12 protein-coding genes are annotated in these 13,088 nt (G+C 60.6%); 4 read left to right on the top strand and 8 right to left on the bottom strand.

The genetic code is table 11. From position 1 onward, the window contains the following. Positions 1-22: 22 nt before the first annotated feature. A complete protein-coding gene (locus AC13RM_RS15315) occupies positions 23-1,435 on the bottom strand; it encodes a helix-turn-helix domain-containing protein (RefSeq protein ID WP_488555241.1) in 1,413 nt (470 codons plus the stop codon). Positions 1,436-1,642: 207 nt separating this feature from the next. On the opposite strand from AC13RM_RS15315, the gene aceA reads away from it, so the two are divergent. Together aceA and AC13RM_RS15305 are read left to right on the top strand one after the other, a co-directional pair. Then, positions 1,643-2,932: an isocitrate lyase gene (gene aceA / locus AC13RM_RS15310; RefSeq protein WP_113231079.1), complete on the top strand. Its 1,290-nt coding sequence runs from the start codon at positions 1,643-1,645 to the stop codon at positions 2,930-2,932. A gap of 27 nt (positions 2,933-2,959) precedes the next feature. Beyond that, complete coding sequence (locus AC13RM_RS15305) at positions 2,960-3,205, top strand: SMc00767 family acetate metabolism repressor (RefSeq protein WP_113231078.1); 246 nt, start codon at positions 2,960-2,962, stop codon at positions 3,203-3,205. A 58-nt stretch (positions 3,206-3,263) separates the two neighbouring features. Here AC13RM_RS15305 and AC13RM_RS15300 read toward each other — a convergent pair whose 3' ends face one another. The 4 genes from AC13RM_RS15300 to AC13RM_RS15285 form a co-directional block, all read right to left on the bottom strand. Then, on the bottom strand, positions 3,264-3,668 hold the full coding sequence (locus AC13RM_RS15300; RefSeq protein ID WP_113231077.1) for a type II toxin-antitoxin system VapC family toxin: 405 nt from the start codon (positions 3,666-3,668) through the stop codon (positions 3,264-3,266). Continuing rightward, positions 3,665-3,934 carry an AbrB/MazE/SpoVT family DNA-binding domain-containing protein gene (locus AC13RM_RS15295; RefSeq protein ID WP_113231269.1) on the bottom strand — a complete coding sequence of 90 codons (270 nt, stop codon included), beginning with the start codon at positions 3,932-3,934 and terminating at the stop codon, positions 3,665-3,667. The genes AC13RM_RS15300 and AC13RM_RS15295 overlap by 4 nt, the downstream gene beginning before the upstream one ends. A gap of 106 nt (positions 3,935-4,040) precedes the next feature. After that, positions 4,041-5,000 carry an asparaginase gene (locus AC13RM_RS15290; protein ID WP_488555240.1) on the bottom strand — a complete coding sequence of 320 codons (960 nt, stop codon included), beginning with the start codon at positions 4,998-5,000 and terminating at the stop codon, positions 4,041-4,043. Continuing rightward, a complete protein-coding gene (locus tag AC13RM_RS15285; protein WP_488555239.1) occupies positions 4,997-6,448 on the bottom strand; it encodes an amino acid permease in 1,452 nt (483 codons plus the stop codon). Before AC13RM_RS15285 ends, AC13RM_RS15290 begins: the two co-directional genes overlap by 4 nt. A gap of 271 nt (positions 6,449-6,719) precedes the next feature. Between AC13RM_RS15285 and aspA the strand changes: the two genes are divergently transcribed. Further along, positions 6,720-8,147, top strand: coding sequence for an aspartate ammonia-lyase (gene aspA / locus AC13RM_RS15280; protein WP_113231074.1), 1,428 nt, complete (start codon positions 6,720-6,722; stop codon positions 8,145-8,147). Here the strand turns inward: aspA and AC13RM_RS15275 are convergent. After that, the gene (locus AC13RM_RS15275; RefSeq protein WP_113231073.1) at positions 8,119-8,832 is read right to left on the bottom strand and encodes a FadR/GntR family transcriptional regulator; all 714 of its coding nucleotides are present in this window, start codon (positions 8,830-8,832) and stop codon (positions 8,119-8,121) included. The two genes, aspA and AC13RM_RS15275, sit on opposite strands and share 29 nt — an antisense overlap. A gap of 189 nt (positions 8,833-9,021) precedes the next feature. Between AC13RM_RS15275 and AC13RM_RS15270 the strand changes: the two genes are divergently transcribed. Further along, positions 9,022-10,203, top strand: coding sequence for an MFS transporter (locus tag AC13RM_RS15270; protein WP_113231072.1), 1,182 nt, complete (start codon positions 9,022-9,024; stop codon positions 10,201-10,203). A 50-nt stretch (positions 10,204-10,253) separates the two neighbouring features. On the opposite strand, the gene AC13RM_RS15265 is transcribed toward AC13RM_RS15270, so the two are convergent. Both AC13RM_RS15265 and AC13RM_RS15260 read right to left on the bottom strand, forming a co-directional pair. Then, positions 10,254-11,474, bottom strand: a complete 1,221-nt coding sequence (locus AC13RM_RS15265) for a DUF1501 domain-containing protein (protein ID WP_374818377.1) — start codon at positions 11,472-11,474, stop codon at positions 10,254-10,256. A 2-nt stretch (positions 11,475-11,476) separates the two neighbouring features. Beyond that, complete coding sequence (locus AC13RM_RS15260) at positions 11,477-13,036, bottom strand: DUF1800 domain-containing protein (RefSeq protein ID WP_440477719.1); 1,560 nt, start codon at positions 13,034-13,036, stop codon at positions 11,477-11,479. Positions 13,037-13,088: the final 52 nt, after the last annotated feature.

Raw genomic sequence — 13,088 nt, 5'->3', positions numbered from 1 at the left:
CCGATGACGACGATCGATGCAATCACTGAAAATCGAACACGCTCAAGCCTGTCGCCATTTCGTCGAGACCAAGCGGACGCGTGACCGGTGGTTCGGCTCTCGCCAGGCAGCCCTGCCGTTCGCATAGGCGACAGGCAGGACCGATCATGATCTGATTGTTACCCAGCGCCTTCCCATATGTCACCTCGTCGCGATGGGCGATATCGCAGCCGATGAGAAGTGCCGTGCGGCGCACCCTTTCGCCGAAATCGGCCCGAGGCCCCTCGATCGTTCGCGATACGGTCAGAAAGCCAGCACCGTCAGGCATCTGGGTAGCGTCCACCAATATCTGTCCGGGCTGTGCAAAAGCAGCATGGATATTGAGCTTCGGACAGGCGCCACCGAAGCGAGCCTGCGGAAAGCCTTGGGAGCCCGCCTTGCGCAGGCGATGGCCGGCATTGTCGATCTCCATCAGGAAAAACGGGATGCCGGATGCACCCGGACGCTGCAGGCTGGTCAGCCGCGTGGCTGCCTGCTCATAGGAGACGCCGAAGCGAGCGCCGAGGGCTTCGATATCATAATGCAGTCGCTGCGCTGCCGAGAGATAGGCTCCGTATGGCATCAGAAGCGCATGGGACGCGTAGCGCGCCAGCTCGAAACGAGTGATGCGGTTGGCTTCTGGTGCCGAAAGCGTAAGGGAGCTCAGCTCGGCGGCGATCTCCTCGCGCAAGGCCAAAAGAGAGACTTCTGTCGCAATCTCCCGGATCTGATCGAAGGGCGACAGACGCTCCGACAGGAAAAGCCGCATCGAATGCCGGTCATAGCGCCGACGCAAGCCGGGCATGGCGTGCACCGGCAACAGGCGTACCGCGATGCCATGCCCGGCCTTCAGCCATGCTTTCAATGCGCCAGCCAGGTCGTCACCGGGCGACAGGCGTTCATGGAAGGTCTCCGCAGCATCTTCGATGCGGGCAAAGAAATTCGGACGCGACTGCAGGCGATCGTGAACCTCGTCGAGCGGCAGGCGCGGTCCGGCAACCTCGGCAACCCTGCCCTCGCGGGCTAGAAGCTCGGCGAGATCGGACAGTCTTGCGGCCTGCTCGCGATAGGCGCGATAAAGCCGGATCATGCCGTTTGCCGCATTCGGCGCTGCTTCGGCGAGCTCGATCAGCTCCTGATCGCCGGGGATCTCGCCTGCCAGCAATGGATCGGCAAAGATTTCACGCAATTGCCCTGCACTGCCGCCCTGTTCACCCTGCAGTTCGTCGAGGTCTACCTTATAGACAGCCGACAGCTTCAAAAGCAGCTGCACGGTCAGTGGCCGCTGATTGCGCTCGATGAGATTGAGATAGGACGGCGAGATATCAAGCGCCTGCGCCATCGTCGTCTGTGTCAGACCGAGGCCCATGCGAATGCGCCGAATCTTCGGGCCTGCAAAGATCTTGCGCTCAACCATGTGTCATACCTTTTACAATTCTCGTGTCGTCAATCTTTTACAAGATTTACAATTTTACCGAAGGCCAATGTCAACAATAGCACATCATAACCCTTTTATCTAACGGCATTTTCTAGTTTTTCTCGCTCTTGCAGCGTTGATATTGTAAAAATAGTCATGCAATCGAAATCGATCTGAGGATCGAGAGGAAGTATCGGGGAGACTTGTATGACAGACTTTTACAAACTGGTTCCCAGCGCACCCACTGAGCGTTTCGATGGCATCGAGCGCCCCTACGAGGCCGCGGATGTGGAGCGGTTGCGCGGGTCGGTCAGCATCCGCCATTCACTGGCCGAGATGGGTGCAAACCGCCTCTGGCAGCTCATTCATGAGGAAGATTTCGTCAATGCGCTCGGCGCGCTTTCGGGTAATCAGGCCATGCAAATGGTTCGCGCCGGTCTGAAGGCGATCTATCTCTCTGGATGGCAGGTCGCAGCCGATGCCAATACGGCCTCGGCCATGTACCCCGACCAATCGCTCTATCCCGCCAATGCAGGCCCGGAGCTGGCCAAGCGCATCAATCGCACGCTGCAACGCGCCGACCAGATCGAGACTGCCGAAGGCAAAGGGCTTTCCGTCGACACATGGTTTGCGCCGATTGTCGCCGATGCCGAAGCAGGTTTCGGAGGTCCGCTGAACGCCTTCGAGATCATGAAGGCCTATATCGAGGCGGGTGCCGCGGGCGTCCATTTCGAGGATCAGCTGGCATCGGAGAAGAAATGCGGCCATCTCGGCGGCAAGGTCCTCATTCCGACGGCGGCCCATATCCGCAATCTCAACGCGGCGCGGCTTGCCGCCGACGTCATGGGCGTGCCGACTCTCGTGGTTGCGCGCACCGACGCCGAGGCCGCCAAGCTTCTGACCTCGGACATCGATGAGCGCGACCAGCCCTTCGTCGACTACGACGCCGGCCGCACGGTCGAAGGCTTCTATCAGGTCAGGAACGGCATCGAGCCCTGCATCGCCCGTGCTGTCGCCTATGCGCCGCATTGCGATCTCATATGGTGCGAGACCTCGAAGCCGGATCTCGAGCAGGCGCGTAAATTTGCCGAGGGCGTGCATCGCATCCATCCCGGCAAGCTGCTGGCCTACAATTGCTCGCCCTCGTTCAACTGGAAGAAGAACCTCGATGACGCGACGATCGCCAAGTTCCAGCGCGAGCTGGGTGCGATGGGCTACAAGTTCCAGTTCATCACTCTTGCCGGCTTCCACCAGCTGAATTTCGGCATGTTCGAGCTCGCCCGCGGCTACAAGGCTCGCCAGATGGCCGCTTACTCCGAGCTGCAGGAGGCCGAATTTGCGGCCGAGGCCAATGGCTACACCGCCACCAAGCATCAACGCGAAGTGGGCACCGGCTATTTCGATGCGGTGTCGCTGGCGATCACCGGCGGCCAGTCATCGACAACGGCCATGCACGGATCGACAGAGCATGCCCAATTCAAACCGGCAGCAGAGTGATATCAGGATCTATAGGAGGAGAATGACATGGCATCGATAGCACGCGTTCGTGAGAGAGCCGAGGAGCAATCTCTCACCATGAATGCCGATCAGCAGGCGGTCATCCGCATGCTGGCCAATGAGCTGCATCGTCTCAACCAGACCGTCATGAATGCGGTCGAGGCCGGCGTTTCCGTCGAGCTCGTCCGCTCGGCCCGCCACCACGGCGGCAATGGCAACTGGGGCGATCTGCTAATCCCCGTCGTCGTCGCCAAGGCTACGCATCAGTCTTGACAAAGACAGTATTGACCGAATGTTCGGGCCGCGCCGTCATCGACGGCCGGCCCGCCACTTAGTCCAGCCAGTTTTCGACACGGAGATCGCGGACGCGCTTGAACTTCCCGATATTGGCCGTTACCAGGACTGCCTCTACCGCATGGGCGTGAGCAGCAATCAGCAGGTCGTTTGGACCGATAGGTTTGCCGGCAACTTCCAGCTCAGCCCTGATGGCGCCGTATTCGGCATCGGCAGGAACATCGAGCGCGAGTACCGCTATGCTTCCCAGGATGGCCTCGATATGTGCCAGCAGTTTCGGCGATCCCTTTTTAGCGCAGCCATAGCGCAACTCTGCGGCTGTGATGATGCTGACACAAATTGCATCTGGCCCGACATCGGCGATGCGTCTGGCAACGGTACCCTGTGGGTTTCGCGCAAGTTCAGATACGATATTGGTATCCAGCATGTAGAGCTTACTCAAAGCTCAATTTCCTTCGCTGGCAGCAGAGTATCATCTATATCGGGAAACTGATCCTCTGGTCCGAGAGGCTCCAAACTTGCCAAAACATCAAGCAAGCTCTTGCGGCGCACCGGCTCGATGATAAGCCGATCTCCGTCGCGGTGGATCATCACCCGATCGCCGGGAAGCTCAAAGTCCGCCGGGATGCGTACGGCCTGACTCTTGTTGTTGCGAAACAGCTTGGCTTCTCGTGGCGGACTAGGTTCGTTATGTCGGAGACGGCGCATGCTGATCTCCTTTTTGCATATCCACATGTATATGCAAGATAACAGACCTGATTTCAAGCCCGCTGAATCCAACGACACAAGATTGCTTTTCCAAGAAAGCCCTTGCTCAGGACTTCATGTCTGCGAAATCAGAGAAGGCCTGCTTGACGACGTCTGCAGTGGCTCCAGAGGCAACCTGGGCTGCCAGCAGGATTCTCGCCTGCCCCGGGCGCAGCGTCGAAGAATGGATTGCACCGGCCGCAGCAAGGTCATGCCCGCCGCCACCGCCGCCATAGCTGGAAACGAGCAATCCATCCGGCACGCGGCTGGAAACCACGACGGGTACGCCGACATCGGCACACCGCCTGACGGCTTCGACCAGACGCGGATTGGCATTGCCGGAACCGAGAGCCGCCAGAACGATGCCATGGGCGTCGGCCCTGAGGCTCGCATCCACATGCACGGAATCACAGCCAGGGTAGATTGCGACGACATCAATCCGCACGTTATCGAGCGGCGCCGCAAGGCGCGGGCTTGGGGGATTTTCGAGCGGCCGCGATTGCCGGAACGCATCGGCGATATCCGAAGAGTGCTTATAGAGTCCCCAGGCCGGCAGCAAGCGGCCACCGAAACAGACGAGCACGCCGCGTCCCGCATTGGCCGGATCGATGGCGGTGGCAACGGCAGCGGCAAGATTGCCAGGTCCGTCTGCCTTGGGATGATCAGCGGTAAATTGCGCACCGGTAAATACGACGGGCTTATTCAGGCCATGCTGCAGATGGACGAGCAGCGACGTCTCTTCCATAGCGTCCGTGCCGTGCAGGACGACGATGCCGCTAATAGTATCATCGGCAAGCAGTTCGCCGACCTTATCGCTGATCTCCTGCATGTCGGCGAGCGTCAGGCTCGCCGAATCCTTTGCCATCAGCTCGATGGGTCGGAGGGCGACAGGCATGTCGGGGAGCAGCGCCAGCAGGCTCTCACCCGTCAGTGAGGGTATGCTGGCGCCGCTATCGGTGCGCTCGCTTGCAATGGTGCCGCCGGTGGCAATGGCTGCCACCAGCGGATTGGCTTGCCCTGCCGTCACGACTGGCCCCGTTCGGCCGCCAGCCGATAGATGCGGTCACGCAACAGATACCAGCCTATGACCAGAGCCGGTGCAATCAGGATGAGGGACGCGATCGTCCACGTGCCGACCGGATAGTCGAGCGCCATCAGTACCAGTACCGCAAAGAGGAAGATGAGCGTCAGGATACCGGTATAGGGCGCGCCGAACATGCGGAAATCCGGACGGGCCATCTCGCCACGCTTGGAGAGCTTCCAGAGCTTCAACTGGCACAATACGATCACACCCCAAGCCGAAATGATACCGAGCGCCGAGATATTGAGGGCAATCTCGAAAGCGGCCGACGGCACGACGGCGTTCAGCGCCACGCCGATGATGGTCACGACAGCCGTCACGGCGATGCCGACATAGGGCACGCCAGCCTTGTTCATCTTGGTGAGCGCTGCCGGCGCCGAGCCCGAAACCGCCATCGAATGCAGGATGCGGCCGGTCGAATAAAGGCCGGCATTGAGCGAGGACAAAACGGCCGTCAGCACGACGAGGTTCATGATGATATCGGCACCTTGGATACCGATCGTCCCGAAGAAGGTGACGAACGGGCTCTCACCGGCCTTGTAGGCCGTATAGGGCAGAAGCAGCGACAGAAGCAGGACCGAGCCGACATAGAAGATCAGCAGGCGGGCGACTACCGTGCGGATCGCACCCGGCATCACCTTGCGCGGATCTTCGGTTTCGCCGGCGGTCGTGCCGATCAGCTCGATCGACGCATAGGCGAAAACCACCCCCTGTATGATGACGAAGGCCGGCAAGATGCCATTGGGGAAGAAGCCACCGCTATCGGTGATGATGCTGAAGCCTGCCGAATGACCGGCAATCGGCGTACCGGAGACGACGAAATAGATGCCAATCACGAGGAAGCTGACTAGGGCCAGAACTTTGACAAGGCTGAACCAGAATTCGAGCTCCCCGAAGACCTTCACCGACAGGAGGTTCATGGCCAGCACGACCAGCAGCGCGATCAGCGCGAAAACCCACTGGTCGATTCCTGCGAGCCAGGGAACATAGTGCTTGAAGAAATTCATGTAGAGGGCGACGGCCGTCACATCGGCAACCGATGTCATGGCCCAGTTCAGCCAGTACATCCAGCCGACAGCAAAGGCCATCTTCTCGCCGTAGAACTCGCGGGCGTAAGAAACGAAGGAGCCGGAACTCGGGCGGTGCATGATCAGTTCGCCAAGCGCGCGCAGCACCAAAAAGGCGAAGAAACCGCAGAGCGCATAGACGAAGATGAGCGCCGGACCGGCCGCGGCAAGGCGTCCGCCTGCGCCAAGGAAAAGACCGGTGCCAATCGCGCCGCCAATGGCGATCATTTGGATCTGCCGCGGCTTCAAAGCCTTGTGATAGCCAAGGTCCTCATTGACCGGCGGCCGGCGGTCTGCCGGAATATTCTGAATAGGTTCGACTGACATTGCTCCTCCCTCGAGCCATTTGTCCATGAGCGGATCCGGGATGCTGATGTTGCACCCGAGGGATGCCGCTGCCTTAATCTGGCCGTCGATCGAGTTTAGCGATCGCCGGTCATGCTGTAATGCTGTATGACAGATTTCCTCTTAGACACAGAAATAACGACAGGTCAAGCCAAGCGACGCTTATTGACGCGGCATGAGCTAAGGGATAACAGATTTCTAAATCTGTCATACAGCTTGACAGATTAGCTTGATTTCTATGTAGGAGGATAATGTGGTCAAGACGCGAAGCGAGTATGACCTGCTGGGCGAGAAGGATATTCCGGCTGAGGTCTATTGGGGGGTACACACGGCAAGAGCCGCGGAAAATTTCCAGGTGACGGGGACACCGATCGGCCGCTATGCGCATCTCATTCGAGGCTTGGCCTTCGTCAAGGAAGCAGCGGCTCTTGCCAATTACGAGTTGGGATTGCTGAGCGAAGACAAGCTCGATGCAATCGTGCGCGCTTGCCGCGAAATCCGCGCTGGCGAGCTTCACGACCAGTTCGTCGTCGACGTGATTCAAGGCGGCGCCGGCACGTCCACCAATATGAATGCCAATGAGGTCATCGCCAACCGCGCGCTCGAACTGCTCGGCCATGCCAAAGGCGACTATGCTCACCTTCACCCGAACGATCACGTCAATCTCAGCCAATCCACCAACGACGCCTATCCGACGGCCGTCAATGTTGCGCTCATCGAAGCGATCGACAATCTCGCGGCGGCAATGGAAACGCTGCAGGAAGCCTTCGAACGTAAGGCCAAGGAATTCGACAGCATTCTAAAGATCGGCCGCACGCAGCTGCAAGACGCCGTGCCGATGACGCTCGGCCAGGAATTCAGAACCTTTGCCGTGATGCTCGGGGAAGATCGATCCCGCCTGATCGAATCGGCCGCCCTTCTGCATGAGGTCAATCTCGGCGCGACTGCCATCGGCACCGGCCTCAATGCGCCCGTCGGCTATGCCGCCCTTGCCTGCAGCCACCTCGCCCGGCTGACGGGCCGCCCGCTGGTTACCGCCAGTGACCTTATCGAAGCAACGCAGGATCCTGGCGCCTTCGTCCATCTTTCCGGCGTACTGAAGCGCGTCGCGGTCAAGCTATCCAAGACCTGCAACGATTTGCGCCTTTTGTCGTCCGGCCCTCGCGCCGGCATCGGCGAGATCACGCTGCCGGCGATGCAGGCCGGTTCGAGCATCATGCCCGGCAAGGTCAATCCGGTGATTCCCGAAATGGTCAACCAGGTGGCGTTCTCCGTCATCGGCAACGACATCACTGTGACGATGGCGGCGGAAGCGGGTCAGCTGCAGCTCAATGCCTTCGAACCGATCATCGTGCGCTCGCTATCGGAAAGCATCATGCATCTGACCGCAGCCTGCCATATCCTCGCCGAACGCTGCGTCGACGGCATCACGGCCAATCCGGCTCTGATGGCACAACGCCTGCAGGAATCGATCGGCCTTGCGACGGCACTCAATCCGTTGATCGGCTACCAGGCGGCGACAAAGGTTGCGCGCGAGGCGCTGGCAACCGGACGCACAGTGCCGGAAATCGTGCTGGATCACGGATATCTGACCGCGGAGGAGCTCTTCGAGGCGCTGCGGCCGGAACGACTCGCCAACCTGCCAGCCGCTCTCAATGGGTCGGCTGACCCTCGCCGATGATGGTGGTCACCACCCGCTTGACCTGACCGAGATGGGTTTCCATCGCCGCGATGGCCTCCTCTTCCGATCCCGCCGCAATCGCCTCGACGATGCGGCGGTGCTCGACGTTCGAGGCCACGCGGCGCTGCGCCATCATATTGACCAGTTCCGATTGCCGCATCAGCGCATCGCGGGCATCCGCGACGATCTTGGCAAAGACGGCATTTCCCGAGGATTCCGCAATCGTTGAATGGAATTCCGAGTCCAGAGTCACCCATCTCAAAGGGTCTTCTTCCCGGTCCATCTCATCGCAAAGTTCAAGCAGGCGCGCCAATTGCTGCTCCGTGCGCCGCAGCGCCGCCCAGCCGGCGGCAGGAACTTCGATGAAGGGACGCGCCTCGATCAGGTCGCGCGCGGAATAGCCGCCATAACGCAGCTCCGGACCTGGCGTCGCGGTGACGACATAGGTACCGCTGCCGGTGCGTGTCTGGGTCAGGCCGAGCGTTTGAAGCGAACGGAGCGCCTCGCGGATGATCGGGCGGCTGACACCGTAACGCGTGGCAAGCTGCGACTCGGCGGGCAGCCGTGTCCCGACCGCCAACCGTCCCGATGTTATCGCCGAACGAATATCTTCAAACACTGCCTCGGCAGCGTTTTTCCGACTGATCGGACTTGTATAAGATAACCAATCAGCCACCTCACTCATGACAGCCAAACTTCACAAACATTTTTCGCTTGTCAAGGATCGGGTCACGAATTGGTGCGCGTCCGCCTGGCTCAAAGCCATCCGAAGGAACTGGCGTTATGTGGAGAATGTCATCGACGGCAACTCCTGCTTGATGTCTCCTTCATGGCAATATAAAGAAATCCTTATTCCTTTATATCGGAGCTGGATGTGCCCTTACCCCTCTTCGCCTTGTTTTTGGCTGCGTTTGCTTTCGGCACGACCGAGTTTGTTATCGCGGGCATTCTTCCGGACGTGGCGCAGGGTCTTAGTGTCTCGATCCCCTTTGCCGGCTATCTGGTTTCCGGCTATGCGCTGGGAATTGCACTTGGCGGGCCGCTTCTGACCATGGCGACACGACAGATTTCGCGCCGAACCATTCTGATCGCTCTGACGATCGCCTTTTGCATGGGCCAGATCGCCTGCGCGCTCGCACCTGATTTTGCTGCCATGCTCCTCTTCCGTGTTGCGACCGCCGTCGCCCACGGCGCCTATTTCGGCATCGCCATGGTGGTCGCGGTCGGCCTCGTGCCGCAGGCATTTCGCGGTCGCGCCGTGTCCGTGATCCTTGCAGGACTGACGGTCTCCAATATTGTCGGCGTTCCTCTTGGCGCGGCGATCGGTGGATTGTGGGGATGGCGGACGACGTTTTGGGCAATGACCTTGGTCGGTGTGGTCGCGCTGGCCGCGATATGGGTCCTGATCCCGCAGACGAAGGCAGAATCTCAGCAATCCGGCCATTTGAGCGGAGAAGTGCGCGTTCTCGGCCGCCAGCAGGTCTGGACCTCCCTCATCATGATGCTCGCTTTGATGATCGGTCAGATGGTGCCGTTCACCTACATAACGCCGCTTCTGCGTGAGGTGACCGGCCTGGATGCTATGCTTATTCCGTGGGTTCTCCTGCTCAATGGCGTCGGAGCGACATTGGGTGTCTTTATTGGCGGCCGGCTGTCGGACTGGAAGCTGATGCCCTCGCTTATCGCCATGCTCGCCATCCAGTCCGCTATACTCGTCATTCTATACCTGGTCAGCCCCTACCCCTTGCCGATGAGTGTGGCGATCTTCGTTTGGGGCGCCCTAAATTTCGCCATCGGTACCCCCATCCAGGCCCGCATCCTGATGTGGACTGCTGATGCGCCAGGTCTTGCTTCCTCACTCATTCCGTCCGGGTTCAATATCGGGATTGCGATCGCGGCAAGCGTCGGTGCCGCACTGCTCGAGAGTGGATATGGCTATCGCAGTTTGCCGGTGCTCGGCGCGATCACGCTTGCCCTGGCCTGCGTGGTTGCCATCCTCTCCGCGGCGCGCGAAAGGCGCAGCGGCGCAGTTCCTCCCAATGCGGCTCTTACGTAATTTCTATTGGAAGGCGGCGGCCCTTAACACCGGGGCCGCCGACACACAAGTCAGGCGATCAGCCCTTTCATGGGCAGGACGTGATCTGAGCCCGGGAAGACATCACGCGTCAATAGCGTCGGTGACGCGCCAAGCAGATCGACCGCGATCCCTTTGACGACGGCGCGCAGATCCGTCGTGGCGGCAAGATCACGACCATCGCGCAATTGCGCCTGCTTGAGACCGGGCCAGTCGGCAATCACTCGCCCGCCCTTGATTGCGCCGCCGGCGAGGAAGGCGGCTGTTCCGGTGCCGTGGTCGGTGCCCTGGGTGCCGTTGACCTGCGCCGTCCGCCCGAATTCGGTTGCAACAAGAATGGCCGTATCCTTCCAGGCCGGACCAAGCTCCTGCTGGAAGGCGGCAAAGGAATTGTCGAGCCCGACAAGGAGCTTGTTCAGGCGATCCACCTCGCCGGCATGGGTATCCCATCCTTCGAAAGCCAGTGCCGCAACGCGAGGACCGTCGTCTTGAGCCAACAGGCGCGCGGCGCCTCTGGCCATCTGTTCCATGCCAGTGGGGTCGCCGGGGCCTCCCTTCGCCTTGACATCGAGGCCGGCGGCGATCTTGCCGGTCGAAATGCCCTCGGCGAGGATTTTCGCGAAAAGCGGGTCGGTGTGATTGTAGAGATCCATCAGCCGCGGCGGTAGATCATCGCTCACCGGCTGGAGGGTCGATGGCGACCAGCCGAGGACCGGCGCCTTGCCGCGAATGACGAGCGGTGCATTGGCGCCGACCGAGAGGCCTCGGATCTCCGAAGTACCCGGCGAAACCTTATCGCCCTTCGGCAGTCCCTCGATCATCCGGTTCAGCCATCCGGATTCGACTCGACCGGGCATTTCGTAACCGGACTCCAGCACGTCCTGACCGTCGAAATGGGACCGGTCACGATAGGGCGTCGCACTGGCATGGACGACGGCCGCCTGCCCTGCACGATAGAGCTTGTTGAAATTCGGCATCGACGGATGCAGCGCAAAGAAACTGTCCAGCGGTAACGCCGCCCCGGGGCCGCTCGTCGTCATGGCGATCGCCTGCCGCAATGCCGCGTAGTCCGGATCGCCGACGGGCGGGACAGCTGTCAGACCATCGAGTGCGCCACGCAGAATGATGGTGACGAAACGCGGGTCGCTCCCGCCGGCGGCGTGAGCGAAGCGCGGGATGAAGGCCCAGGCAAACAGGGCGCCGGAAGCGCCAAGCACGGCACGACGGGTGGGGGTCATGAGTTCGCAGGTCATGGTCAGCGCCTTTGAAATTCGGGGGAAAGATAAGCGATCGTCAGGCCCTGCTTGCGGGTTTCCGCACGCGATACCGCCTGTAGCGTTTCGTTCGAAAGAAGCGGTCCCAGGCTGTCGGACACGAAACTGCGGGGATCGACCTGGGGTGGCACCGCATTCGCGATCATATTGGCGACATCCATGCGCATGCTCAGGCTCTCGCTGGAGGCCCAGACATCGGCGGTGTCGGCAAAACCATTGGGGCCGGCGGGCGCCCAGAAGGGCTGGCCCATAGCAGTCAAGGCGCCGAGAATGACATTCGGCTTCGGCGTCTCGCCGCTTGCCCGCAAAAGAGCGGTCATGAATTCGAGCGGAGAGCGAACCTTCGAAAGTGTCGGGTTCCATGCATCCTCGGAGCCGACGAGCGCCCGATAGACGGCCGAAAGATCGCCATCCGTCTTGCTGAAGGTCGCCGCGACGGTCTGCACAAGCCCTGGCGGCGGCGTATCGGCGACGAAATGCCGGACAAGCTTGGTGGCGATATGCTGCGCCGTCGCCGGGTGGCGGGCGAGATCACGTAGCGCTTCACGCCCCTGCCCCACACCATTGTCGGCATAGGTGAGACCGAGCAGCGTCTGATCGCCAGGCTCGTGCGCGCCGGCATTGAAGACGAAGGTGCCGGGCGTCCCGAGCTTGCCGTCGGCGCGCGCCACCGTCCAGCCGGTGATGATCTTGGCAAGCGTCGTCACGTCGGTCTGCGTGTAGCCGCCGTTGACGCCAAGCGTGTGGAGTTCCAGCGTCTCGCGGGCGAGATTCTCATTGAGACCACGCTTCTTGTTGGCATTGGCTTTGGAGTTCGGTCCGATCGATTGCTGGTTGTCGAGATAGGCAAGCATCGCCGGATGGGTCTCGACGGCGAATAGCATATCGGCGAAACGCCCGAAGACGTGCGGCCGGATCGCTTCGCGCTCGAAGGCGCCGGCAACGATATGCACCTCCTCGCTCTTCGACACGGCGACCGCGAAATGGTTTGCCCAGAACATGGCAAGCCGCTCGCCAAATCCGATCAATGGCTGCCGGATAGTGCCGTTGAAGCGGGCATCCACTTCCGCCAGCAGGACCTGCTGTGGAAGGTAAGGCATTGCGGGCTTTTCCAGCTTCTCGACTGCCTTGCCGATGGCAACCGCCATGGCTTGGTTATTCGGCTGGGCCTGATTGTTCGGTTGAGTGGCCATTGCCTGATTGTTCTGCTGCCCTGGCATGGCGCCCGGAGGCTGCACCGGTGGCTTCTGCGGCGACGGCGGGCCTTGCATCTGCTTGTCCTGAGGCACGGCGGCGACAGCGGCTGCGGCCTGCTGTCTGGCCTCCTTGCGCTGTTCCTGGAATGCGTAGAGGGAAACGAGAAGATCGGCGGTCGATTGCAGCTGCGGGCCGACCGGAACCGGAACGAAGCGCTCGGTGATTTCTTCCAGCAACGCGCCGCGCGGATCCGATGCGATCGACGTGGTGCCGTTGTGGTCCGCCCCTAGCCCAAAGCGGGAAAGGGCGAGCGCGGCATAAACATCATTGGACTGCTGGGCCATGACCTTGCCAACTCCTGCATCAAACATGCTCCTTTAACGCAGACCTGGTTTC

The sequence above is a fragment of the Martinezella sp. CNPSo 3732 genome, assembly GCF_057784515.1.
Note: the sequence above shows the minus strand (reverse complement) of the source record. Positions and strands in the feature narration are given on the sequence as shown.